Genomic DNA, 21,584 nt, shown 5'->3' on the forward strand with positions numbered 1-21,584 from the left:
GAACTAATGGCGCGTATGATCGCTCTCATGAGTTCCACAGATCTGCCCGAGTGCGGGGTCGCGCGATTCCTCATGCTGTGCAACGGGCCCTGGGCCACACTGATCGTGCGCGAATTGCTGCACGGACCCCAGCGGTTCGGGGAGCTACGCGAGGCGCTTCCTGGGATCAGCGCGCACACGCTGACAAGCCGCCTGCGCAGCTTTGAGGAGCGCGGGATCCTCACGCGTACGGCCTACGCAGAGATACCGCCCCGTGTTGTGTACGAGCTCACGGACTTGGGGCGTGAACTTCGCCCGGTGCTTGACGCGATGAACGCATGGGGGAGCACCGCGCCAGCGTCTGCATTTACCGCCGTGTCAGTCGACGCGTAAGCGAACCCGCTCGCGGCGGGGCCGCCCGGCCGCCCCGCAGACCGCCCTGGCCGGGGCGGGAACCGGGGCTCAACGCTCCGCGATCACTGCGACGATCTGTTCAGCCACGAGGAGAAGCCCGAGTGCGATCATCGTCACTCCAGCGACCTTCGTGATGATCATCCCGGCTCGGGGGCGCGTGCCGAGCAGGCGGCGAGAGCCGTGCGCTACGGCGAAATAGATCACGATGCAGTTGGCGACATGCAGCAGCCCGAGCACAAACATCTGCGCCTCCGGACGCCAGGCAGCACCCGCGGAGGTGAACTGCGGCAGAAGGGCGAGGAGCAGCAGGAGTCCCTTGGGATTAAATCCGCTCACCCCGGCACCGCGAAGGAACTGGGTGACGAATCCGCCACTTGGTGCGGCGGTGGTGTCGGTGAAGGAATGCACAGGGCCGCGCAGTGTGGTGACTCCGAGATACGCGAGGTACGCCGCACCGAGCACGGTGAGTGCGGTGAGGAGCGGCGGGAACGTGGTGACGAGCGTTCCGGCACCGAGCGCCAGCACGCCAACCATGACCACGTAGCCGAAGGCCATCCCGAGCACTGAGGGGATGACCGATCCGGGACGCAGCCCTGTCGCGATCGCGAATGCCCAATCGGGCCCTGGAGTCAGCGCAAGCAGAATCGCGATGGCCCAGAACTGCAGCATGAGGGTGCCGTCCACCGGGTCTCCTTCTCGCCGCCCGGCGAGGATGCCGGGTTGATCAAGACAGTACGCAGGATCAGGCGAAATGTGCTTCGCTTCTCGCGAGAAAACGCCGGAAGGCGTGCAATAATTTCGACTATGGACGCAATTGACCGGGAGATTCTTTCGATTGTGCAGAGCGATGGTCGAATGACAACGACGGATCTCGCCGAGCGCGTGGGCCTGAGCCTGTCAGCGTGCCACCGGCGGCTCAAAGAATTGGAGCGATCGGGGGCCATCCAGCGGTATCGTGCGGTTGTCGCCCCGGCGGCGGTGGGGCTGACGTTCGAGGCGATTGTCTTCGTGACGATGCAGCACACCGCACTCGAGGTAATCTCCGCGTTTGAGTCCGCGGTTGCGGAGATGCCGAGCGTCGTCGAGGCGCAGCGGCTCTTTGGGCAGCCGGACTACATGCTGCGAGTGCTGGCCCGTGATCTTCCCGACTATCAGGCATTCTTCGATTCCACCCTGACCGGATTGCCGGGCGTGCAGCGGCTAACTTCGACCATGGTGATGAAGCAGATCGGTCCCGACTGGACCGTCCCGATTCCGTAGCTTCGTCGCCACCCGTTTGGTGCGACGAATGAGGGGTCGCACGCCTCGCGCGACCCCTCATGAAACCGCGGACCGCGGCGCTATCGCATCGCCGGCTCGACAGCTGCATCCGCCTGCGCCGCAACGACTGCGCGGCGGAGCGCCACGAAGAACACGATCATGCCGGCGGTGATGAGCATGTGTCCGAGCCCCGCGATGCCGGAGATCATCTTGTTCGAATCGAGCCCGAGCACGGTCAGGCTGCCGTGCCAGATCAGCATCCCTGAGGTGAGGATCACGCCGGCGTTGTAGAGCCAGAAGAACCAGGTGAAGAGCTTCCTGCTCCGTGAGATTGCGAAGACTTTCTCAAGGGCGAGCACGATCAGCAGCACGATGAAGCCGAGCGTGAGCAAATGGGTGTGCGCGAGGCCGAGCTGGGAGAACTGCCCCTCCGGGAAGTTGTTGAGCTTGGTGAACTCGCGATAGAACAGGCCGGAGGAGACGCCGACAAGCAGGTAGAGGAACGCGGCGTTGAGGAGCTGTTTCATGGGGTCCTTCTTCGATTTCAGGGTGAACGTGGTGCTGTGAATTGGGTGCAGCGAACCGCGCCGGGTGGCATGAGGCCACCGGCGGAGCAGTGAGGAGGCGCCGGAGCTAGATCAAGCCGGTCTCCTGGGCGACGTGGACGGCGCGGGATCGGCTATCGACGTCGAGCTTGGTGAAGATGTGGGCGAGGTGCGTTTTCACCGTTGCCTCGCTAACGAATAGGGTGCGTGCGATCTCCCGGTTCGTGTCACCAGTGGCGAGGAGCCGCAGCACCTCGACCTCGCGCTCGGTGAGCTTCGGGAGTCGTTGCCGCATGCCCTTGAGCACGCGGGTGGCGAGATCCGGCGCGAGAATGACGTCGCCAGATGCGGCCCGCTGGATGCCCTCGACAATGGTGTCGGGCGCAACGTCTTTCAGAAGATATCCCGCGGCTCCGGCTTCGATCGCCCCGAGGATCTCGGCATCCCGATCGAATGTGGTGAGAATGAGGACGGCGGGTGCGGGGCTGAGGGCGCGCAGCGCCGCCGTGGTCTGGATCCCGTCGATACCATCACCGAGTCGCAGGTCGCACAGGACGACATCCGGGTGCAGGGCATCTGCGAGTCGGATCGCTTCTTCCCCGGTTGCTGCCTCTCCCACCACGCACACAGTGCCACCGATATCGAGCACAGCGCGGAGCCCGCTGCGCACCACTGGGTGGTCGTCGACGAGGAGCACGGTGGTGGTCATGATGGGTCCTTCGGGTCGGTGCTGGAGGCCGGGCCGACTGGCGGCGCGGCGGGGAACTGGGAACGGTGCAGCGGCAGGTGCACAGAGAGCGCGGTGCCCTCCCCAGGCGCACTCTCCACGTCGATGCCGCCGCCGAGTTCGCGCATCCGGGCCCGCATGAAGCGGAGGCCGTAGCTCGATGAGTCCCGGTCTGCGTGCGCTTCCCAGGCGGCGACGTCGAATCCCACCCCGTCATCGATGAGGTCGAGCCTGACGGTGTCATCGGCGTCGATCAGGCTGACCACGACCCGCGTGGCGGTGGCGTGGAGTCTGACGTTCGCGAGTGCCGATTGCGCGGTGCGGAGCAACGCCACCTCGACATCTGTGGGGAGCGCGGGCAGCGTGGCGTCGACGTGCAACTCGCTGGCGATACCGGTCTGCTCGCCGAGTTCGTCGAGCATCCGCCGCAGGGCCTCCGCGAGTGCTCCGTCCTCGAGCTCGGCGGGGGCGAGCGCCGCGACGATCCGGCGCACGTCAGCGAGGCTCGCGCCCGCGAGGGTTTCGAGCTGCGCGAGAGCGCGCGCGGCCTCGGCGTCCCCGGTGCGGTTGGCCCCAGCGTGGGCGAGGAGCCGGATCGAAGAGAGGGCTTGGGCCACGGTGTCGTGGATGTCGCGGGAGATCCGGGTACGTTCCGCAATGGCACCGGAGTGGCGCTGCGCGAGTGCGAGCTCGTCCTGCAGCTCAGCCATCTCCTGCTGTGCGTCCCGGAGTGAGCGCACGAGTCGCTCCCGCTCTTCCGCGTCCCGCAGCAGTTGCAGATAGCCGCGGGAGATCCCAAAGGCAAACACCCCACCGATGAGCGGGCCGAACACGTTGGCGTAGCTTGTGGTGCCGTGGTGCAGGATCGGCGCAACGGTGGTCACCGCGAGCACCACCGCCGAGAACAGGAGCCCCCAGCGGAGGGGGAGCAGGTGTCCGGCGAGGAGCCAAAGGAGGAAGGCAAGCCACACAAATTCCGCCGACACTGCGACGGCACCGACCCAGATCACTGCGAAGCCGAGCAGCCACCACACCACCGCGCCCCGGGTCCGGGGGGCCGGAAGCAACGCCCCCACGCCGTGCCAGGCGAGGATCGTGCAGCCCGCCACGATCGCGGCGGCGGCCGGTGTCCCGTCTCCGACGGCGCGAATCACGCCGATGGCGGTGAGGAGTAGGGCGATGAGGTACTGCCCGATCTCCATCGCGCGGACCGTTGCCCCCGTGGGCGCGGTGACCGCGGCGCGGCCCGTTGGCGTGGCCGGGCCCGGCGAGGTGAGGGGCGCGTTGAGCAGGCTCATGAGTTCATTCTCGCGGTTTGTGACGAGATCCGCGTCGGCCACCAGATCCGATCGTCGAGCAAGCTGAACAGCGCGGGCACGATCATGCTGCGAACGAGCAGCGTATCGACGAGCACACCGAGCCCCACGATGAGGCCGAGCTGGCCGAGCGTCACCAGCGGCAGGACGCCGAGCGCCGCGAAGACGGCGGCGAGCACGATCCCGGCACTGGTGATGACGCTGCCTGTGTGCGTGATCGCCTCGACCATTCCGTCCCTGGTGCCGTGTGTTAGTGCCTCGCTCTTTGCGCGGTGCACCAAGAAGATCGTGTAGTCGATGCCGAGGGCGACGAGGAACAGGAATGCGAGGAGTGGCACCTGCGGGTCGAGCGCCTGCTGGTCCCACAGGACGCGGCTCAGCCAGGCCCCCGCGCCGATCGCCGCCACCGCGCTCGCGAGGTTCACGGCCAGTAGCAGGGCGGGGGCGATGAGCGAGCGCAGCAGGAACACGAGCACGAAGAAGCCGACGGCGAGCAGAAGCGGGGCGATCACGCGGAGGTCCTGCGCGTTTCCGGCGCGTGCGTCGAGCTCCGTGGCGGCGGCCCCGCCAACAAGTGCGTCGGCGCCGGGCACGGCGTGCACGGCCTCCCGCAGCTCGCTCACCTGTGCGAGGTTTGCGTCGCTGCTCGGAGCGTATTCGCTTGTCACCATGAGCTTGGTGAGGCCGGCATTGCTCGGCTCGCCGGCTGGGTGCGCGCGCACCACGCCGTCGACGTCCTGGATCGCGGACAGCACCTGGGGGACCGCATCATTCGCGGTGAGTACAAAGATCGGCTGTGCCTCCCCGGCTGGGAAGTGGGCGGAGAAGCTCTCGAGGCCCGCCGCCGATTCGGATTGCACGCGGAACTTTTCGGCCTGATCGAGCCCGACGGTGGTGCCGAACAGCCCGGTCGCCATGATCGCCAGCACCGCGAGACCCGCGAGCAGGCTCGCCACGGGGCGGCGCACCACGCGGCTCGCGAAGGCACGCCAGCCGCGGCCGGGGCGCTGCGTGGAACCCGGGCGGGGCACAAACGGCCAGAACACGCCGCGGCCGCACACGGCGAGGAATGGGGGCAGGATGAACAGCACCGCGGCGAGGGCGATGAGGAGCCCGAGCGCCGCCGGGATCCCGATGCCGCGCGTGCCGGGAATCACCGCGAGCAGCAGCGTGAGGAGGGCGAGTACCACAGTGAGGTTCGAGGCCACGATCGCGGGCAGGCTCTTGCGCCACGCGGTGCTCAATGCGGCACGGTGGTCGTCGGTGGTGAGGAGCTCTTCGCGGTAGCGGGAGATGAGGAGGAGCGCGTAGTTGGTGCCCGCGCCGAACACGAGCACGCTGATGATGCCCGCATCGAACTGCAGGTCCCACGCGGCCCCGGCCGCCGCGGTGACCCGGCCCGCGAGGCCGTCCGCGAGGGCGACAACGGTGAGCGGGATCAGCCACAGGACCGGGGAGCGGTAGGTGGCGAGCAGCAGAATCGCGACAATCAAGATCGTGACAAACAGGAGCGTGAAGTCGGCACCCTTGAAGGCACCGGCGATGTCGGCTCCGAATGCCGGGCCGCCGGTGACCTGGAGGGTGAGGCCGTCTGGAGTGTGCTGGGCCACCTCAGTGCGCAGCTCGCCGATGATCTCGGCAGTTTCAGTGTTGTCCGCCCCCACAGTCACCGGCGTGATGATCACAGCGGCCTCGCCGTCCTCGCTCACTGTGGGCTCGGCCGCGCGTTCGGGCGAGATCTCGGTGCCGAGGTCGCTCAGCGTGCTCAGATCCTCCGCGCTGAGCGCGCCGCCCCCGTCACGGGTTGCGACGATCAGCACGGACTGCTCATCGGCGTTCGGGAACTGGGCGAGCAGTTCGTTGACGCGCGTCGATTCCGCGTCCGCGGGAGCCTGCATGTTCCGGCTGGGGGCCTCCGCCCCGCCAAACAGGCCGAAGAGCCCGATGAGGATTGCGAGGGCCACGCCGAGCGCAACCCAGGCCCCGCCGCGCGAGGTGAGCCAATCGGAAAAGCGGGTGGATCCGCGGGTGTCTGCCATACCTCCACTTCACCAGCCGCGCGGATTCGGAGCATCGCGCGAGTGGGTGAATCCCGGATCATCCAAATGGGTGATGCGGGCGCGGGATTTACTGTGCCGGTGTGGGAGCGGCTGGCTTCATCCGGAACATGCGCACAAGACTCACGACGATCATGACGAAAAGCCCGGCGGTGCTTGCGAACGTGAGTGCAAGGACCGAAACCGGAAAGATGATTTCGCAGATGATCCCCGTGAACATCAGCGCGCAGCAGGCGGTCACCCAGACGATCATCTGTTCACCGAGCCGGTACATCGTCTGGGCGGAGTCGTCGGTAATTTCCACCGGGAAGTTGAAGTACCGCGGGTGGAACGAGAGCCATGTCATGCCGCCCACGAGCGCCGCCAGAATGGCAAGCAGCAGAAACATGGAGCTGGGCGGCCCCCACGCATCGGGCTCCCCGGTGATCCCAAAGTGCGTCGGCACGGAGTCGGGGAGCGCGGGGTAACGGATCAGGGCGACGGCGATCACGATCGCGGTGAAGCCCACAGTCGCGATCCGGATCCACCGCGTCACCGCGCCCGTGCGATACGTGCGCGGCGGGCGCTGTGCGTGGCCGGAGGCGGCGGTGGATCGGGCGGGCTCCATCATTCCAGGATAGCGGGGTGGCACCGATCCGGAGCGGGATGAGTGCTCCTGTTCCGAACGTGAGTGGTGCCAGTCGCCGCGTCGCGGGCGTACAGGAGATGTATCGGCAGAGTGCCCAAAAGCTCCAAAATATCCTGCATGCTCAAGAATCTCCTGCGCGGTCGAGAGTCTTGAGGGTGCCGGATCGCTCGTGCCCTGCTGCCGCGGAGCAACAACACCGGTGGAAGTGTGCGGCCCCGCGCCCACTACGCTTGCGGTATGCACGACGATGCTCGCCCGGCCCGCCGGCTGCGCGCCGCCCTACTCGGGGGCAGCATCGCGCTGGGGTCGCTTGTCCTCAGCGGAGTGTTCGTGCGACTTGTGCTCGACTGGTCCGACTCGCGGCCCTACGAGGGGGAGATCACGGAGACTCGGTACATCGTATTTGCGGTGATCGCGGTGTGCATCGTCTTTGCTGGGATCGTCACGGCGATCTGGAGTACGCGACGGATGCTGCGAGGGCCTACGTCACGGAGCGGACATCGTCACACGAAATCGTGACCGTCTCGCGGGCACACGAAAACGCACCCGGGCATCCGCCCGGGTGCGTGAGTGGTGGAGCGTCGCTACTTCTTGGGGACCACGGGCGAGTCCTCGCCCGTGAGACGCGACCGCAGAGCGGAAGCACGGAGGATGTCACCCTCGAGGAAGCCAATTTCTTCGACGGACAGCGAGGAATTCGCCTTCGCCTTACCAATGGCCTCGAAGGCGGTCTGGATCTCATTTTCGAGACCCAACGTAACGATCTCTTGGACCTCCTGGGGGAGGCGCTGGAAGCTTTCAAACGGCATGGAACACAGTTTACCGAGATCAGGGCGATAACGGCGAACTTGATTTTGTGGGAAGGGCGCCTGAATAGCGCCGCGCCGGATCCACGAGGGTAGCGTCACAGTCCCTATTCATCCGCCCCCTGCTAGCGTGAAACCACAATCGAGAAGGCGAGGGGTCCATGCGAACGCATCGCACGCAGCCCGCTGTGCGGCCGGTACACGGCCTGCTCGCGTTTCTCGCGGTCGCGCTCTTCGTGCTGCTCGGGTTGCTCGGCATGCACCTGCATGACACGGCCCCGGCAGCCCCGCTCCGAGCCGAAGTGCCGAGCGTTTCCAGCATCGAACACCAGGACGCCAGCCCGGGGGCGGAGGGAAGCGTTCTCCTCGGCGGCGTGTCTGAGACCGGTGCTGGGGGATTCGCGGGTGGCCTCGGCCATCTCGAAGTTGTTACGGCCTGCATGCTTGCGCTGCTCATCACGATGGTCCTTGGTGCACCGCGCATGTGGCGGGTGGTGGCCCGGCGTGTGAGTTCTCGCACTCCGGGCAACTCGGCGTTCCCGCGCGCAGCGACCGCCGCGGCACCCGTGGCGTCGCTGCGTGTACTCCTCTCGGTGAGCCGGACCTGAGTCGCATCGCGCCTCTCGCGTGCCGCGATTTTTCGGAATCTGAATCCGGAGGATATCCGGCGCGCGGATCCCGATCCGACCCCCAGAGAAAGACCGATGTGTTGTGTATGCCGCGAACCTCACCGCGACTGACAATTATGACCTGAATACCCTCTTTGCGTTCGAGCTGCAGAGCGCCTCGCCCCTGTCATGGGTAGCGCTCGGATGCGCGCTGCTCTACCTTGCGGGAGCGGTGTCGCTCTGGCGTGCCCGCACAGCGTGGAGCGTGATGTCCACGCTGTCCTTCGTGCTGGGCTGCCTGGTGTGGTGGGCGGCCACGGGGCTGCGGGGCAACGCCTTTGCGGAGGATCTCGTCTCCGTGCTGCTGTTTCAGCAAATCACGCTCCTCGTCGCGGTGCCTCCGCTGCTCCTCATGGGCGCACCGGGCCGCCTAATTCTGCGGGCGGCGCCCCGCACGGGATGGGGTCGGCCGGTTCGGCGGCTCGCTCTCGGGGGCTACCGCTCGCGCACCGCGCACGCGCTGCTGCATCCCGGCGTCGCGATTCTCGTGGCCGGGATCGCCTTCCCCGGACTGTATTTCACTGACGCGGTGAGCTGGGTGCTCGCGCTGCCGGAGGGGCACCTGCTGCTCCTCACCCTGTTCCTCGTGTTCGGGATCATCGCGGCGGCACCGCTTTGGTCACTCGACCCACTGCCGCGCCGACCGTCGTTTGTGGTGCGCCTGATCGACGTGTTGATCGAGATCCAGATCCACGCGCTGTTTGGGCTGATTTTGCTCCGTAGTGGCGGCGCGATGTTCCAGTGGTACGCAGCAGATCCGGAGGGGTGGGGGATCAGCCGCGCCCTTGACCAGGCGATCGGCGGTGGGCTGGTGTGGTCCTACGGCGAGCTCCCGCTCCTGTTGGTCCTGATCGTGACGCTTTCGAAGTGGCGCAAGAGTGACATCCGCCGCGCCAAACAGCGGCAGCCCCAAGAGGATGCCGACCTTGACGAATACAACGCTTTTTTGGCGCAGGTCGCCCAGCGAGACCCGCGCCCCAAATCCCAGGAGAATCTCCGATGACACAGTCAGAAATCCCGAACCAGACCCCGCAGGCCCCGCGGAAACCGCTGAGTCGCTCAGCAAAGGCGGCCCTGATTACTATCCCCGCGGTGTTCCTCGTGTTCTTGGTGTTCATCGTGATCGCGCTGCTCGCCCGATCCGGCGCACAGTCAGAGGCGAGTGAGGCAGTGGCGCAGAACCGGGTGCCGCTTGTCCAAGAAAACTCGCGTGTGCTCGATGATGTGGGGCCCGAGGCACCGACGCTCGTTGAGTTCCTCGATTTCGAGTGCGAGGCGTGTAATGCCCTCCACCCGGTGATTGAAGACATTCGAGAGCAGTACGACGGGAAGATCAACGTTGTGGTGCGGTACTTCCCGATCCCGGGTCACCTGAACTCAATGACGTCGGCCGTTGCGGTCGAGGCGGCTGCGCAGCAGGGGGAGTTCGAAGCGATGTACCGCAAGATGTTTGCCACGCAGCTCGAATGGGGCGAAAAGCAGGAGTCTGAGGCTCCCCGGTTCCGCGGCTTTGCCGAGGAGCTTGGCCTCGATATGGCCGCATACGACGCGGCGGTGGCGGATCCGGCAACCGAGGCCCGGGTGGCCGAGGACTTTACCGCCGGGCAGGCGCTGGGGGTGCAGGGCACCCCGACATTCTTCATCGATGGGGAGCTTGTCACCCCGACACAGGTCTCCGACCTCACCGATGCGCTGGACGGTGCGCTCGCGGCCCGCGAATAACGCCGTCGGCGTCAGAACCGCTCGTCGAGGATCGCAGGCATCAGAAGCTCGCGCACATACGAGGCCCCGGAGAGGCCCAGCAGCGTTGCCACGACGTCGACAACGTCGTGCACCGGGATGAGCGTACCGTCGCCGCGGGCCGCCGCCGCGGCACGCGGCACGGAGAGCGCATCCTCGGTGTTGAGGTACCCCAGCTGCAGGGTGGTCACGGCGAGCCTGTTGCGGTGATACTGGGCGCGGAGCGCATCGGCAATCCCGTTGAGCGCGGCCTTCGAGGCCCCGAAGGCGACCTCGGGGCGGCCGCTGCGCGGGAGACCTGAGGTGGAACCGGTGAGGATCACCCGCGGCTGCGTCGTGGCAAGGAGCTGGGGGAGCAGCCGCTGAAGCAGCAGGATCGGCCCGGTGACGTTGCTCGCAAGCAGCCCCAGCGTGACGGCGTCGTCCTGTGCGGTGAAGTCGTAGTCTTCGGTAAACGCGCTAGGTTCCCAGACACCGAGGTTGTAGATGACCCCGTCGAGGGGTGCTGACTCGGTGGAGATCGCCCGGAGGATCACGTCGGCGGCGTCGGCGGGATTGCGAAAGTCGGCCGCGATCCAACGCGCAGGATCGACGCCACCTGGAACGCTCCGGGATACACCGATGGTCTCGTAACCCGCGGTGGACAGGCCGTCGAAGAGTGCGCGGCCCAGTCCGGTGCTCGCGCCAACAATGAGCAATCGCATGCTTCGAAGTATGTCAGGCGAGCGTGTTCCGGGACTGTCAGATTGCCCCGGATCACCCGGCGTGCAATGTCCCCGCAATAGGCTGAACAGATGACATCTCTCGTGTGGTTTCGTGACGACCTCCGGATCGACGACAACCCCGCGCTCGCCGCGGCGGCGGATGACCCGGACGGGCTGATTGCCCTCTTTGTGCTCGATGAGGTGTCGGAGGGCGTGCGCCCCCTGGGAGGTGCCGCGCGTTGGTGGCTGCACGGTTCACTGGAGCGGCTGCGTGAAGCTCTCGCGGAGCGGGAGATCCCTCTCGTGCTGCGACGCGGTGCGGTTGCGGAGGTGGTTCCCGAGGTCGTCGCCCAGGCCGGAGTCACCCGGGTGCTCTGGAATCGTCGCTACGGAGGTGAGCGTCACCACGACGCCGCGCTGAAAGAACATCTCCGAGCCGGCGGTGTTGCCGCACACTCGTTTCCGGGCAACGTGCTATTTGAGCCCGGAACGGTTCTCAACGGTCAGGGGCTGCCGTACCGGGTGTACTCCGCGTTCTGGCGGGCGTGCCTCTCCCGCCCCGCGCCGGTCGAGCCGACGACGGTGCCGGATCGCGTGCACGCGGCGACGCCACAGCCCCTCGGCGAGCCGCTCGACGGGTGGCGGTTGCGACCCACGGCACCGGATTGGGCGGCGGGAATTGCTGCGCGATGGACCCCAGGCGAAGCTGCCGCCCGCGAGCGGCTCGACGAGTTTCTTGACGCTGGTGCAGCGGGCTACGCGGAGGGTCGCGACTTTCCTGCACGGGCGACGGGATCCGAGCTCTCACCGCATCTGCGCTGGGGTGAAATCAGCCCGCGTACGGTGTGGCACCGAGCTCTCGACGCGGGTGCCGACGTCGGGGTGTTCCTGTCTGAGATTGGGTGGCGCGAGTTCGCATGGCACACCCTGTTCGCCTCCCCGGACCTGCACCTGCGCGGACTCAACGCGCAATTCGATGCGTTCCCGTGGCGCACGGACCCCGGCGCTGAACTCGAGGCTTGGCAGCGTGGGGAGACGGGCTTCCCGCTCGTCGATGCGGGTATGCGCGAGCTGTGGCAGTCGGGGTTTATGCACAATCGGGTGCGGATGGTGACGGCATCGTTTCTCACGAAAAACCTCCTCATCGACTGGCGGGTGGGCGAGGCGTGGTTTTGGGACACGCTTGTCGACGCCGACGCCGCGAGCAATCCGTTCAATTGGCAGTGGGTTGCGGGCTGCGGAGCCGACGCCGCACCGTACTTCCGGATTTTTAACCCGGTGACGCAGCAACAGAAGTTCGATCGGGATGGAACGTACGTCGAACAGTGGGCCCCTCACGCGCTGCTGACTCCGGAGATCGTTGACCTGCGAACGAGCCGCGTGCGGGCGCTTGCAGCCTATGACCAGGCCCGCGGAGCTTCCTCGGAGCCCGCCGTCAGCTGATTGAGCGCAGCCCGCGGGCCACGATGCGCTCGGTCGCGGCTTCCGGGCTCTGTGCGAGCCAGCGGGCCGCGAGATCCCGCGCCCACTCGGGCCGGGTCTTTGCAGCGTCATTGATCCAGTTCGCCACGGAGTCTTGCACACTGCGATCCGGGTCGGACCGCAGCGGCTCAAGAAGTGGATTCCCGAGCTCGGGCGCGGCCTTGAGTGCCGGGATGTGCGCAGCCCAGACTCCGCGCGGCCGCAACGCCTCGCTTGCGAATCGGCGCACTCGGGGTGAGGGTTCACTCGTCCAGCTTGACAGCGCCGTGATCGCCTCCGGGAGCCGGGCGACAAGGGGGTTCCGGATCGCCATCCACGCCCACTCGCGCACGGTGAAGTGCGGGTCATCTGCGAAGGGGCGAATCTGTGTGAGGAGCTCCGCGACGGCCGCGGCGGAAGAGAGATGACGCAGCGACTGAGCGCCGACTGCGAAGCACGCCCATCCACGCACGGTGTCTGACGAGTGCGTCGCGAGTCGTGCACGCTGAGCGGCATCGAGATGTGTGTGAACCGCACCCCCGATGGCGGTCATCCGCTTCAGAATTCCGAGACGCTGCGCCTCGTCGATCGCGGCCGTGAGCGCAGGGCCAGCGTCGGGCAGCGCGGCGCGCAGGAGCGTGGGGTGATCGATCGCGAGGGCCTCGGTGAGCGTACGTGCCTGCGCGGTTCCGGCGTTCAAGTTCGCGAGGTGTTCCGGGGCAATGTCGCGAATCCTGCTCGCACCCGACTCAGCCACGAGAGTCCTGGGCGGCGAGTCGGCGCTGGATCTCCCCGAGCGCCGCGGTGGCGCGGGCGATGTCGCTCGCGCCGAGACCGGCGGTAAGGTCGCTCAACCAGTCCCCGTAGCGTGGCCCGAGCGCTGCAAGTGTGGCCTGACCCGCGAGCGTGACTGTCACCGTGAGCGATCGACGGTCTCGCGGATCTTCGCTGCGCGTGACGAGGCCCTGGCGCACGAGACCGTCGATGAGCCCGGTGACCGCTGCACGAGTGACATCGAGTTGCGCCGCGATACTCGCCGGGGTAGCTGCGGGGTCGTTGGCGGCCGCAAGGAGCACACCGAACCGCGCCTCTGTGAGCTCAAACGGGGCAAGCTGCGTCGCGCATGCGCGGTCAATGAGCTGCGCAGTGCGGAGCAGTGTCATCAGGAGCTGTGCACCTTCGGTCTGCTGTTGTGTGTGTTCGAGGAGCAACGTGTGCTTCGGAACGAGCGGAACATCCATAGGGGTATATTATCAACCCCTAAACTATATTGTGTCTACCCGAGTGCGGCGTCGAGCGCCTCCGCTGCGCTCCGGTGGCGAAACGCGAAGCCAGATTGGGTCAATGCTTCTGGGACAACCGTGGCATCAGCGAGGAGAAGCGAGTCAGCGGCGTCGCGCCCGAGACCGAGCCGCAGCGCCCACGCTGGGGCAGGAAGCACATAGGGCCGCCGGAGCCGCCGCGCAAGTTCGCTCCCAATCGTGCGGGCGCTTGCAGGGGTGGGGCCCGCGAGGTTGATGGGGCCACTCAGCCCGTGGTCAATGACGTGCCGGATCGCTCCTACCTCGTCGTCGAGCGAGATCCAGGGCCACACCTGGTCGCCGCGCCCGAGCGGTCCGCTGAGCCCGAGCTTCGTGAGCGGCAGGAGCGGCTTCAGGACGCCCCGGGGGTGCAGGATCGAGGCCGTGCGAATGAGCGCAACCCTGGCGCGGGGTCCGGCCTCGAGCGCTGCCGCTTCCCACTCGGCGCTGAGCTGCGCGAGGAATGTGGAGCCAGGAAGATCCTGCTCCGTCAGTCGCGCTCCAGGGCGGTCGCCGTAGATTCCGACAGCCGAGGCCGACAGAAATGCGGGAGCTTCCTCTCCCAGGGGCCGGAGCGCGGCCGCGAGCGCGCGCGTGGGCGCGAGCCTGGAGTCGCGCAGGACCGATCGGTACCGCGCGGTCCACGGGAGCTTGCCGATGCTAGCCCCGTTGAGGTTCACTACTGCCCGAGCTCCGGCGAGAACCTCCGAATGAAGCGGGCGTGCGGGATCCCACGCGATCTCGTCAGGCCGCGTTGCGGCCCGACGCACGAGCCGTGTGACCGGAATACCGTCGGCGCGCAGGCTGGACACGAGCGCGCTCCCGATCAGACCGGACGATCCGGAAACAATGATGCGTGCTGCGTGTGTCATGTGCCCACCTGCCAGAAGAGTATGAGTATGAGCGTAACCGCGAAGCCCGCTCCGTAGTTGATCCAGATGAACCTGCGCCAGGCGCGATTTGTCTCGGTGGCGGTGTCGTCGGTGACGTTGATCCACGGCAGGCAATTCACGAGGTAGGGAAGGGCGAGGATCGCGGCGAGTGGGCCCGGCCACGGGGTGGCGAGCATGAGGAGTCCAGCCAGCAGCCACAGCGCGAGCGCGAGTCGGACCGTTCGGCGGGCACCGCAGGCCGTTGCGATCGAGCCGATCCCCGCGTCCCGATCCGGTCGGATATCTTGCACCGCGCCAAAGGCATGAGCCGCCATGCCCCACAGGAAGAACGCGAGGAGCGTCAGGAACAGGCCGGAATCTATAGTCGCACCGCCGAGCGCGAGGCCCACCACTGCCGGACTCACAAAGTGGAGGCTTGAGGTGACCGAATCCCAGCCAGGGCGCTCCTTCAGCCGCAGCGGTGGCGCGGAATACGCAAGCAGCGCGAAGGTGCTCACTGCCAGCGAAACCCAGGCCATCGGGCCACCAGCGGCAAGCAGAACGAGCACGAATGGCACGTTGGTGGCCAAGACCAGCCAGAGGAGCGGTCGGTGGAATTGAGGTGCCAGCAGCGCACCCTCGATGCCCCCCTTGCGGGGGTTCCTGAGATCTGATTCATAGTCGAAGACATCGTTCACCCCGTACATCGCGATGTTGTAGGGCACGAGGTAGTAGAGCGTGCCGATCACCCAGACCCAGCTGATCTCCCGGGTGGTGAGGAGCAATGCCGCGGCGAAAGGAAATGCGGTGTTGATCCAGCTCACGGGCCGGGAAGCCAGCCAGGCCTGGTGCACGAGCTTCGTGAGCGGCACGATACCGGGCTTCGTCAGCACGGCCCACAGCACGGGGAGCGCGATGACGATCGCGAGGGGGTAGGCGAAGTCTTCGATGGGCGCGAGGCCGATGCGGAACCCGATCAGGTGCTCGGGAGCGTAAGAGAACAGCCCCAGTCGGATCATCAGGGTGTCGAACACCGCGGTGAGGAGCAGCAACGCGATTCCTGCGAGCGCGACAGCCACCCAGGTGACGCCCCGCCGTCCGGCGCGGCGGGCGAGCAGCCACGCGCAAGCGACCGCAGCGGTCACGAATATGGAGGCAAGCGTGAGATAGTTCACGCGTCAGTTCCTGTCTGCGTCGATTGCGTGTGTGCTGCGCGCCGATGCCGGATCCGCAATACGCGCTCGATGCCGGTGTACAACACCATTGTGCAGAGCACGAGGAAGACCAAAAATACGGGTTCCTCGAGCGGGAGCTCCGGCGCGAGCACGATGCCAGAGACGTGCGCCGGATCGCCACGAAGAAAGATCCCAGATGCGATCCCCGCGGCGTCCCACAGCAGCAGGAAGGCTGTGCCGGCGAGGGTGACCAGACTCGCGGCGACGGGCGCACGCCAGAAGAACAATCGAAAGCGTCGGTCGATGAGCAGCATGCAAGCGATGCCCGCGCAGAGCACGGCGAGGTAACTGAGACCACTGATGCCGTTCATGAGCGAGCCTCGGTCGGTGCGGGGTGCCGGGGGCGCACGGGGCCCGGCGAGTGATCGCCACGGATACGTTTGAGGACAAGCTCCGCACTGATCAGGCACATGGGGACACCGACCCCGGGTGCCGTGGTCGCGCCAGCGTAGTATAGCCCGGTGACGCGGCGAGACTGATTCTGGGCCCGGAACATCGCGCTCTGGCTGAGGATATGTGACGGACCGAGCATGCCGCCGCTCCATGAGTGATAGGACGCCACAAACTCTTCGGGCCCGATTGTCTCCCGAAGCACGATACGCTCAGCGAGATCCGGGATCCCTGCCCAGCTACTGATTTGTGCCACGGCGGCATCCACCGCGTTTTCGATGGCGGTGTCGCCGGAGCGATCAGCCCCGCCGCCGCCGAGGCCCGGGTCGGCTGGGACGGGAATGAGGACAAACAGGTTCTCATGCCCGGCTGGTGCAACATCCGGGTCAGTGGCGCTGGGCCTGCAGACGTAGATCGAGGCCGGGTCGGGGATCGTGCGGTCCCGCCCGAAAATTGCAGAGAAATTGGCGTCCCAGTCGCGGGTGAAAAAGAGTGAATGGTGCTCGAGCTCCGGGAGCGAACCTCGGACTCCCAGCAGGGCGATGACGGCGCCAGGCCCACTCTGCCGGCGCTGCCACCAGGACTCGGGAAACGTCCGTGCTTCGGGTGCGAGGAGCTGGGTTTCGGTGTGGTGCAGGTCGGCCGCAGAGACAACTGTGTGGGCGTGCTCAACGTGTGATCTGCCCGCGGTATCGCGCCAGCGGACGCCGTTCGCGACCGAGGTACCGTGTTCACGGCGAGTCAAGATCTCGGTCACTTCTGCACCGGTCACGATTTCAACTCCCGCGTCGAGAGCGAGGGTCCCCAGCCGATTGATCAACTCGCCGAAGCCCCCCATCGGGTATCGGACGCCTTCGCTGAGATCAAGGGCGCTCATCAGGTGATACATCGCGGGAGCGCGGCTGGGATCAGTACCGAGGAACACGGCCGGATAGCCGAGCACCTGACGGAGCAGCGGATCCCGAAACCGGCGGGCTACGAAGCGTTCGAGTGTGCCCGCGAGCAAGGGGACGAGGCGGGGAAGCTCGCGGAGGACTGGCATCGTTGCGAGCGTACGCAGCCGGGTGAATGGGTTGTAGAGAAAATATTGCTCGGCAAGCTCGGTTGCGCGCTCCGCGGACGCGACGTAGCGCTGCACGGTGCGCGCGCTGCCGGGTTCTCGCTTGTCAAATGCCGCAGCGACGCGATCTGCCCCGAAGGGTACGGCGAACGACAGCCCGGGGCCAGCTTTCTCACGAGTGGTCGCCGCGGGCTCTGAGAAGACGCGGTACCCCGGGTCGAGGAGTTGCAGATCCAGTTGCTCAGCCGTGGTGGTACCGAGGAGTTCGAAGAAATGATCGAACACGCGTGGCATCAAATACCACGATGGGCCAGTATCGAATCGAAAGCCGTCGCGTTCGAGTGTTCCTGCCCGGCCACCCCACCGCTCATTTCGTTCCAGGAGGCGGACTTTGTGGCCCTCTTTCGCGAGGAGTGCGGCCGTCGCCAACCCCGCGACACCTCCTCCAATGACGATTGTGCGGGTCATGCCAGCGTACTCCTTCGGGTATCCACGGCGGCACGTGCCACGAGCCAGGCTTTCGTGAGCCCGGGCACACGCGCGCGTCGGCGCGTGAGATGTTCGGTGGGAGTGCGTGCCAGTCGTTCATTGAGGCTACGGAATAGTCGCAGGGCGCTCGTCACGGCGAGACGTGCATCACCCGGCAGCAGTGGCAGGGTCTCCTCGGCTTCCGTGAGCTGTGCGCGGATCGTCTCCACCCAGCGCTTGTGTTGTGCCGGGGTGAGGTCGACCGTTGTGCTCAGGTAATGGCGGCCAAGTCGGTCGGTGTCGTCTGCAAGATCGCGGAGGAAATTGACGTTTTGAAATGCCGCGCCCAGACGGCATGCGCCCCGTTCCAGAGTTGCGCGGCGCTCCTCGCTGAGGATGTCGTCTCGGAGAAACACGCGCAGGCACATGAGCCCGACAACCTCGGCGGAACCGTACACGTACGATGCGTGGGCCGCCTGGTTGAATTCGGATGCGAGGTGTCGGGGCCCGTCCTCGGTCGGGCCGTGCTCCGACTGCGGAGCGGGGAGATCGCTGCGCATAGACGTGAAAAAGGGAGCGACAAGAGCGGCGTCGATCCCTGCTGCGCGCGCCGTGTGAGCGAAGGCATGCACGACGGGGTTGCTGCTGTAGCCGCGAGAGATTGCGGTGAGGGTATCGGCCTCAAGCCGATCCAGCTCCTGGTGCTGAGCGTCGGGTGCGTATCCGGCTTCGACGGTCACCCCGTCAACAAGTTCGTCTGCGATGCGGACGAGCCCGTAGATGTTGCGGACGTGGGCGCGGTGGCGTGTGCCGAGGAGTCGCGTCGCCGTTCCGAAAGACGTGGAATAGGTGTCGATGACGCGGGCAGCGGAACGTTCGCAGGCGAGCGTGTACCTGGTGAGCGGCGAAGCGAGATCCGATGCGCGTGTCATGTGCGTCTCCCGTCGAGCTCTGTCACGAGTTCGGAAATGAACTGCGTGAGGGCTGGTGGCAGAACGGCCGCCTCAGCCGCACAGATTTCCTCACACTCGGCGACCTGCTCGGTAATCAGGGTGGCCACGGCGCGCTCAGCTCCGCACGCGCGCAACCGATCTCGGAGATCACGACACTCCTCAACGTGGAGCTCTTGCCGGCCAAGGCGTGATGCGATGTGGGGCCACTCTGCCGTGCCGCGGGCATGCGCGATGAGCGCGGTTTCCTTGCCCTCGCGGAGATCGGAGAAGGCGTCTTTCCCGTGCTCGTCCGGCTGCCCGAACGTGGACAAGAGATCATCCTGAAGCTGAAATGCGAGCCCCAGGGCTCGCCCGATCTTGCCCAGGATGTGATCAACTCGGGGCGGAGCGGAGGCGAGAATTGCGGCTGTTCGGAGGGGGAACTCGAACGTGTAGGTTGCCGTTTTGAGCTGGCTCATTCTCAGCACAGCTCCGGGACTCGCTGACACGGCACCGGTACTCAGACCGACGTCGAGGTGCTCTCCGGCGATAGATTCGACAATCGTGTGGTCCAGTAGGTCGAGCATGCGGAGCCGCGCATCAGCGGGAAGCGCTTCGCGGGCGACAATTTGATGGGCGATGGCGAGAAAAAGATCTCCCATCAGAATCCCGCTGGTTTTTGCCCAGTGGAGGTCCCGCCGTTCCCGATCATCCGCCAGGAATTGGCCGGGCCGGGACACATGACGTACTCGGTCCTCGAGGACTGCGCCGATGAGGTTCAACTGGCCTCGACGAGAGAGATCGCCATCGATCACGTCGTCGTGGAGGAGGAATGAGTAGTGCAGAATCTCCGTCATCGCCGCCATCCGGACTGCAGTAGCTTGCTCTGCGATCGCTGCGGACTCGCGTGCTTGGCTCAGCGCATCAAAGGCACCGAGAAGGAGACGTGGACGGAGAAGCTTCCCGCCGATCGCACGCGCACGGGCGTGCTGCCAGAGACGCGCAAACTCAGGGCCGTATCGCGCGACCTGCTCGTCCCTGGCTGAGAGCAAGCGATCGAGTTCCCGTGACACGAGGAGGGACTGCGTCCCCGGGCGCTGTGCCGTGGATAGCTTGACCGAGCTCATGCTGAGCCATCCCACTCCAGGGCGTCTTCCGCGAGGAGCTGAGGCAATTGTTCACGCAGCCACGGGCTGAAGGCGAAGGGGGCCACCGCCACTGCGGCGGTGAGCGCTGCGGGCGCGATCCACGTCCATTCACACACCTCGTCGGCGTGCGGCTCGAGTCCCCCCGAAAGCTGCGCCGTGAAGACCGGGCAGACCTCATTTTCTATGATCCCGCTGGGGTCCATCGCCCGGTACCGGAAGCTCGGCAACACCGGTGTGATGTCGGTGAGCTCAGCACCCAACTCGTCTGCTGCGCGCCGGTGCACGGCTGCGCTCAGGTCTTCACCCGGACCCGGGTGCCCGCAGAAGCTATTTGTCCACACTCCGGGCCAGCTTTGCTTCGTCAGGGCCCGTCGAGTCAGGAGGATCTCGCCGTCGGAATTCCGAACATAGCAGGAGAAGGCAAGGTGCAGCGGGGTGTCGGTACCGTGAACCTCCCGCTTGGGCATTGTTCCGATCTCCGCGTGATGCTCATCGAGCAGGACGACAATTTCAGGGACGGGCACGTGTCTCTCCTGACGCTCGAGCATTGTTTCAAGAAGAATACTATAGAAGTCAGGCTATATTAACGCCTCAGTTAATATTTACCGATTTGGATAGACGCGGCGTAGAATGGGTGCATGGCGGACACGCGCGCCGGAACGGCCTCAGTATCACTCTCGGAGCGGCTCTACGAGATGTCGTCGAGCGACCCCAAAGGGGAGCTTGTTGACCGGACTGGCGTGTCCGAAGAGGACCTCGCTCAGATTGCGCGGTTGATGGCGGCGCTGGTGGGGTTGCGTGACACGGAACGGGAAGTGGCTGAGGCCTCTCGGGAATACATGCAGCTCGGCGCGCAGGACATGCGCGGATTGCACTTTCTGATTGTTGCCAAGAATCGAGGTGAGGTGGTGACCCCGGGCATGCTCGCGTCGCACCTCAAGATTTCCGCCGCGTCGACAACGAAGCTCTTGAACCGACTCGAACGTGGTGGACACATTACGCGGAGTGTGCACCCGGTGGACCGGCGTGCCTTCGCCATCGAGATCACTCCAGAAACCCAGGCGGCGGCCATGCAGACCGTTGGAAAACAGCAGGCAAAGCGGTTTATCTCAGCTGCGCGTCTCACTCCCGATCAGCGCGAAACGGTGATCAGTTTTCTCGAGGACATGACGGACAAGCTGTCACTCAAGAACGCAGACTGGGCTCCCGGGAGCGCCGCGTCCTAGCGGGCTGATCCTGCGCTGCGAGTTGCCGGGCAAGCTCGCGAGAAAGTGTCGCGAAGTGAGTGTTGCACGACGCGATTTCTGCGTCGAGTGCGTCCCGTGCGGCTGGCTTCGGGGTGCGGTCGAGCTCGAGCGAGGCGTCCCGGATGCGGTCCATCTGAAGCGCAATATCCGCGACCTGTCGGAGCACGTCTCCGGTGTCGGTGCTCGTTGCGAGGAACTCTACCCAGCGACTGAGGGCTTCGGAAAGGATCCGGCGTTCGGTGACAACCAGTGCGCGGAGCTGGTATTGCTCGGTGCTCCATTCCGTTGCAGAAAGGCTCTGGTCGAGGGTGGGAAGCCTGCGGGGCACAATGTGGCCGCGAGCAATTTCACTCTGGTTTTCGTCGGCGAGATCGTGGAGAAGCTCGGTGAGCGCGAGGCGGGTGACCGGTGCCCAGCGCCGCGCGGTGGAGCGAGCCACGATCCTGTCCACCACGAGCACCGTCAGGAGGAATGAGACGAGGCCTGCCGCGAGGCCGGCGAGAATGACGAGGTCTTGCCAGATACCGGTCGCGATATCGATCCAGAGCACCACCCCGATGACCACCAAAGCCCCAATAATTCCAGCGATCCGGATCGCGCGTTGGCGCGGTGATTCGTGACTCATG

The 21,584-nt window shown here is 65.9% G+C and carries 26 protein-coding genes; 8 read left to right on the forward strand and 18 right to left on the reverse strand.

The window, feature by feature from the left end; all coding sequences use genetic code 11:
- The first annotated feature begins 27 nt into the window (after nucleotides 1-27).
- The gene (locus FM113_RS07715) at nucleotides 28-372 is read left to right on the forward strand and encodes a helix-turn-helix domain-containing protein (RefSeq protein WP_087013269.1); all 345 of its coding nucleotides are present in this window, start codon (nucleotides 28-30) and stop codon (nucleotides 370-372) included.
- A gap of 69 nt (nucleotides 373-441) precedes the next feature.
- On the opposite strand, the gene FM113_RS07720 is transcribed toward FM113_RS07715, so the two are convergent.
- A complete protein-coding gene (locus tag FM113_RS07720; RefSeq protein ID WP_087013178.1) occupies nucleotides 442-1,077 on the reverse strand; it encodes a LysE family translocator in 636 nt (211 codons plus the stop codon).
- Nucleotides 1,078-1,197: 120 nt separating this feature from the next.
- Between FM113_RS07720 and FM113_RS07725 the strand changes: the two genes are divergently transcribed.
- On the forward strand, nucleotides 1,198-1,653 hold the full coding sequence (locus tag FM113_RS07725) for an Lrp/AsnC family transcriptional regulator (RefSeq protein WP_087013179.1): 456 nt from the start codon (nucleotides 1,198-1,200) through the stop codon (nucleotides 1,651-1,653).
- A gap of 80 nt (nucleotides 1,654-1,733) precedes the next feature.
- On the opposite strand, the gene FM113_RS07730 is transcribed toward FM113_RS07725, so the two are convergent.
- The 5 genes from FM113_RS07730 to FM113_RS07750 form a co-directional block, all read right to left on the reverse strand.
- The gene (locus tag FM113_RS07730; protein ID WP_087013181.1) at nucleotides 1,734-2,180 is read right to left on the reverse strand and encodes a DUF2871 domain-containing protein; all 447 of its coding nucleotides are present in this window, start codon (nucleotides 2,178-2,180) and stop codon (nucleotides 1,734-1,736) included.
- Between the two features lie 106 nt (nucleotides 2,181-2,286).
- The gene (locus tag FM113_RS07735; RefSeq protein ID WP_087013183.1) at nucleotides 2,287-2,907 is read right to left on the reverse strand and encodes a response regulator transcription factor; all 621 of its coding nucleotides are present in this window, start codon (nucleotides 2,905-2,907) and stop codon (nucleotides 2,287-2,289) included.
- Entirely contained in the window at nucleotides 2,904-4,223 is a 1,320-nt protein-coding gene (locus FM113_RS07740) for a sensor histidine kinase (protein ID WP_087013270.1), read from the reverse strand. Before FM113_RS07740 ends, FM113_RS07735 begins: the two co-directional genes overlap by 4 nt.
- Nucleotides 4,220-6,280 (reverse strand): MMPL family transporter, encoded by a 2,061-nt coding sequence (locus FM113_RS07745; protein ID WP_087013184.1) that lies wholly within the window; start codon nucleotides 6,278-6,280, stop codon nucleotides 4,220-4,222. The genes FM113_RS07740 and FM113_RS07745 overlap by 4 nt, the downstream gene beginning before the upstream one ends.
- Nucleotides 6,281-6,368: 88 nt before the next feature.
- A complete protein-coding gene (locus tag FM113_RS07750) occupies nucleotides 6,369-6,905 on the reverse strand; it encodes a DUF1648 domain-containing protein (protein WP_176387118.1) in 537 nt (178 codons plus the stop codon).
- Between the two features lie 258 nt (nucleotides 6,906-7,163).
- Here FM113_RS07750 and FM113_RS07755 point away from each other — a divergent pair, with 258 nt between their 5' ends.
- The gene (locus FM113_RS07755) at nucleotides 7,164-7,445 is read left to right on the forward strand and encodes a hypothetical protein (RefSeq protein WP_087013188.1); all 282 of its coding nucleotides are present in this window, start codon (nucleotides 7,164-7,166) and stop codon (nucleotides 7,443-7,445) included.
- 65 nt (nucleotides 7,446-7,510) lie between these two features.
- On the opposite strand, the gene FM113_RS07760 is transcribed toward FM113_RS07755, so the two are convergent.
- The gene (locus FM113_RS07760; protein ID WP_087013190.1) at nucleotides 7,511-7,735 is read right to left on the reverse strand and encodes a hypothetical protein; all 225 of its coding nucleotides are present in this window, start codon (nucleotides 7,733-7,735) and stop codon (nucleotides 7,511-7,513) included.
- 158 nt (nucleotides 7,736-7,893) lie between these two features.
- Between FM113_RS07760 and FM113_RS07765 the strand changes: the two genes are divergently transcribed.
- From FM113_RS07765 to FM113_RS07775, 3 genes are all read left to right on the forward strand, one after another.
- The gene (locus FM113_RS07765) at nucleotides 7,894-8,340 is read left to right on the forward strand and encodes a hypothetical protein (protein ID WP_087013191.1); all 447 of its coding nucleotides are present in this window, start codon (nucleotides 7,894-7,896) and stop codon (nucleotides 8,338-8,340) included.
- A gap of 103 nt (nucleotides 8,341-8,443) precedes the next feature.
- Nucleotides 8,444-9,403, forward strand: coding sequence for a cytochrome c oxidase assembly protein (locus FM113_RS07770; protein WP_087013193.1), 960 nt, complete (start codon nucleotides 8,444-8,446; stop codon nucleotides 9,401-9,403).
- Nucleotides 9,400-10,122 (forward strand): thioredoxin domain-containing protein, encoded by a 723-nt coding sequence (locus FM113_RS07775; protein WP_087013195.1) that lies wholly within the window; start codon nucleotides 9,400-9,402, stop codon nucleotides 10,120-10,122. The genes FM113_RS07770 and FM113_RS07775 overlap by 4 nt, the downstream gene beginning before the upstream one ends.
- Before the next feature lie 11 nt (nucleotides 10,123-10,133).
- Here FM113_RS07775 and FM113_RS07780 read toward each other — a convergent pair whose 3' ends face one another.
- Nucleotides 10,134-10,844: an SDR family oxidoreductase gene (locus tag FM113_RS07780; protein ID WP_087013197.1), complete on the reverse strand. Its 711-nt coding sequence runs from the start codon at nucleotides 10,842-10,844 to the stop codon at nucleotides 10,134-10,136.
- Nucleotides 10,845-10,934: 90 nt separating this feature from the next.
- Here FM113_RS07780 and FM113_RS07785 point away from each other — a divergent pair, with 90 nt between their 5' ends.
- Nucleotides 10,935-12,287, forward strand: a complete 1,353-nt coding sequence (locus tag FM113_RS07785; protein ID WP_087013198.1) for a deoxyribodipyrimidine photo-lyase — start codon at nucleotides 10,935-10,937, stop codon at nucleotides 12,285-12,287.
- Here FM113_RS07785 and FM113_RS07790 read toward each other — a convergent pair.
- From FM113_RS07790 to idi, 9 genes are read right to left on the reverse strand one after another with little or no spacing between them, the layout of a single operon-like run.
- Nucleotides 12,280-13,062: a HEAT repeat domain-containing protein gene (locus FM113_RS07790; RefSeq protein WP_087013200.1), complete on the reverse strand. Its 783-nt coding sequence runs from the start codon at nucleotides 13,060-13,062 to the stop codon at nucleotides 12,280-12,282. The two genes, FM113_RS07785 and FM113_RS07790, sit on opposite strands and share 8 nt — an antisense overlap.
- Entirely contained in the window at nucleotides 13,055-13,546 is a 492-nt protein-coding gene (locus tag FM113_RS07795; RefSeq protein WP_087013202.1) for a MarR family winged helix-turn-helix transcriptional regulator, read from the reverse strand. The genes FM113_RS07790 and FM113_RS07795 overlap by 8 nt, the downstream gene beginning before the upstream one ends.
- A gap of 35 nt (nucleotides 13,547-13,581) precedes the next feature.
- Nucleotides 13,582-14,478 (reverse strand): TIGR01777 family oxidoreductase, encoded by an 897-nt coding sequence (locus tag FM113_RS07800; protein WP_087013204.1) that lies wholly within the window; start codon nucleotides 14,476-14,478, stop codon nucleotides 13,582-13,584.
- Complete coding sequence (locus tag FM113_RS07805; protein ID WP_087013206.1) at nucleotides 14,475-15,653, reverse strand: prenyltransferase; 1,179 nt, start codon at nucleotides 15,651-15,653, stop codon at nucleotides 14,475-14,477. Before FM113_RS07805 ends, FM113_RS07800 begins: the two co-directional genes overlap by 4 nt.
- The gene (locus FM113_RS07810) at nucleotides 15,650-16,024 is read right to left on the reverse strand and encodes a lycopene cyclase domain-containing protein (protein WP_087013208.1); all 375 of its coding nucleotides are present in this window, start codon (nucleotides 16,022-16,024) and stop codon (nucleotides 15,650-15,652) included. Before FM113_RS07810 ends, FM113_RS07805 begins: the two co-directional genes overlap by 4 nt.
- Nucleotides 16,021-17,631 carry a phytoene desaturase family protein gene (crtI, locus tag FM113_RS07815; RefSeq protein WP_087013210.1) on the reverse strand — a complete coding sequence of 537 codons (1,611 nt, stop codon included), beginning with the start codon at nucleotides 17,629-17,631 and terminating at the stop codon, nucleotides 16,021-16,023. The genes FM113_RS07810 and crtI overlap by 4 nt, the downstream gene beginning before the upstream one ends.
- Nucleotides 17,628-18,563, reverse strand: a complete 936-nt coding sequence (locus FM113_RS07820) for a squalene/phytoene synthase family protein (protein ID WP_087013212.1) — start codon at nucleotides 18,561-18,563, stop codon at nucleotides 17,628-17,630. Before FM113_RS07820 ends, crtI begins: the two co-directional genes overlap by 4 nt.
- Nucleotides 18,560-19,690 carry a polyprenyl synthetase family protein gene (locus FM113_RS07825; protein ID WP_087013214.1) on the reverse strand — a complete coding sequence of 377 codons (1,131 nt, stop codon included), beginning with the start codon at nucleotides 19,688-19,690 and terminating at the stop codon, nucleotides 18,560-18,562. The genes FM113_RS07820 and FM113_RS07825 overlap by 4 nt, the downstream gene beginning before the upstream one ends.
- Complete coding sequence (gene idi / locus FM113_RS07830; RefSeq protein WP_087013216.1) at nucleotides 19,687-20,235, reverse strand: isopentenyl-diphosphate Delta-isomerase; 549 nt, start codon at nucleotides 20,233-20,235, stop codon at nucleotides 19,687-19,689. The genes FM113_RS07825 and idi overlap by 4 nt, the downstream gene beginning before the upstream one ends.
- A 114-nt stretch (nucleotides 20,236-20,349) precedes the next feature.
- On the opposite strand from idi, the gene FM113_RS07835 reads away from it, so the two are divergent.
- Complete coding sequence (locus tag FM113_RS07835) at nucleotides 20,350-20,937, forward strand: MarR family winged helix-turn-helix transcriptional regulator (protein ID WP_087013217.1); 588 nt, start codon at nucleotides 20,350-20,352, stop codon at nucleotides 20,935-20,937.
- Here FM113_RS07835 and FM113_RS07840 read toward each other — a convergent pair.
- Nucleotides 20,897-21,583, reverse strand: a complete 687-nt coding sequence (locus FM113_RS07840) for a hypothetical protein (protein WP_087013218.1) — start codon at nucleotides 21,581-21,583, stop codon at nucleotides 20,897-20,899. The two genes, FM113_RS07835 and FM113_RS07840, sit on opposite strands and share 41 nt — an antisense overlap.
- Nucleotide 21,584 lies beyond the last annotated feature (1 nt).

Origin of the sequence: Leucobacter sp. 7(1) (assembly GCF_900163635.1) — a bacterium.
Lineage (GTDB): Bacteria > Actinomycetota > Actinomycetes > Actinomycetales > Microbacteriaceae > Leucobacter.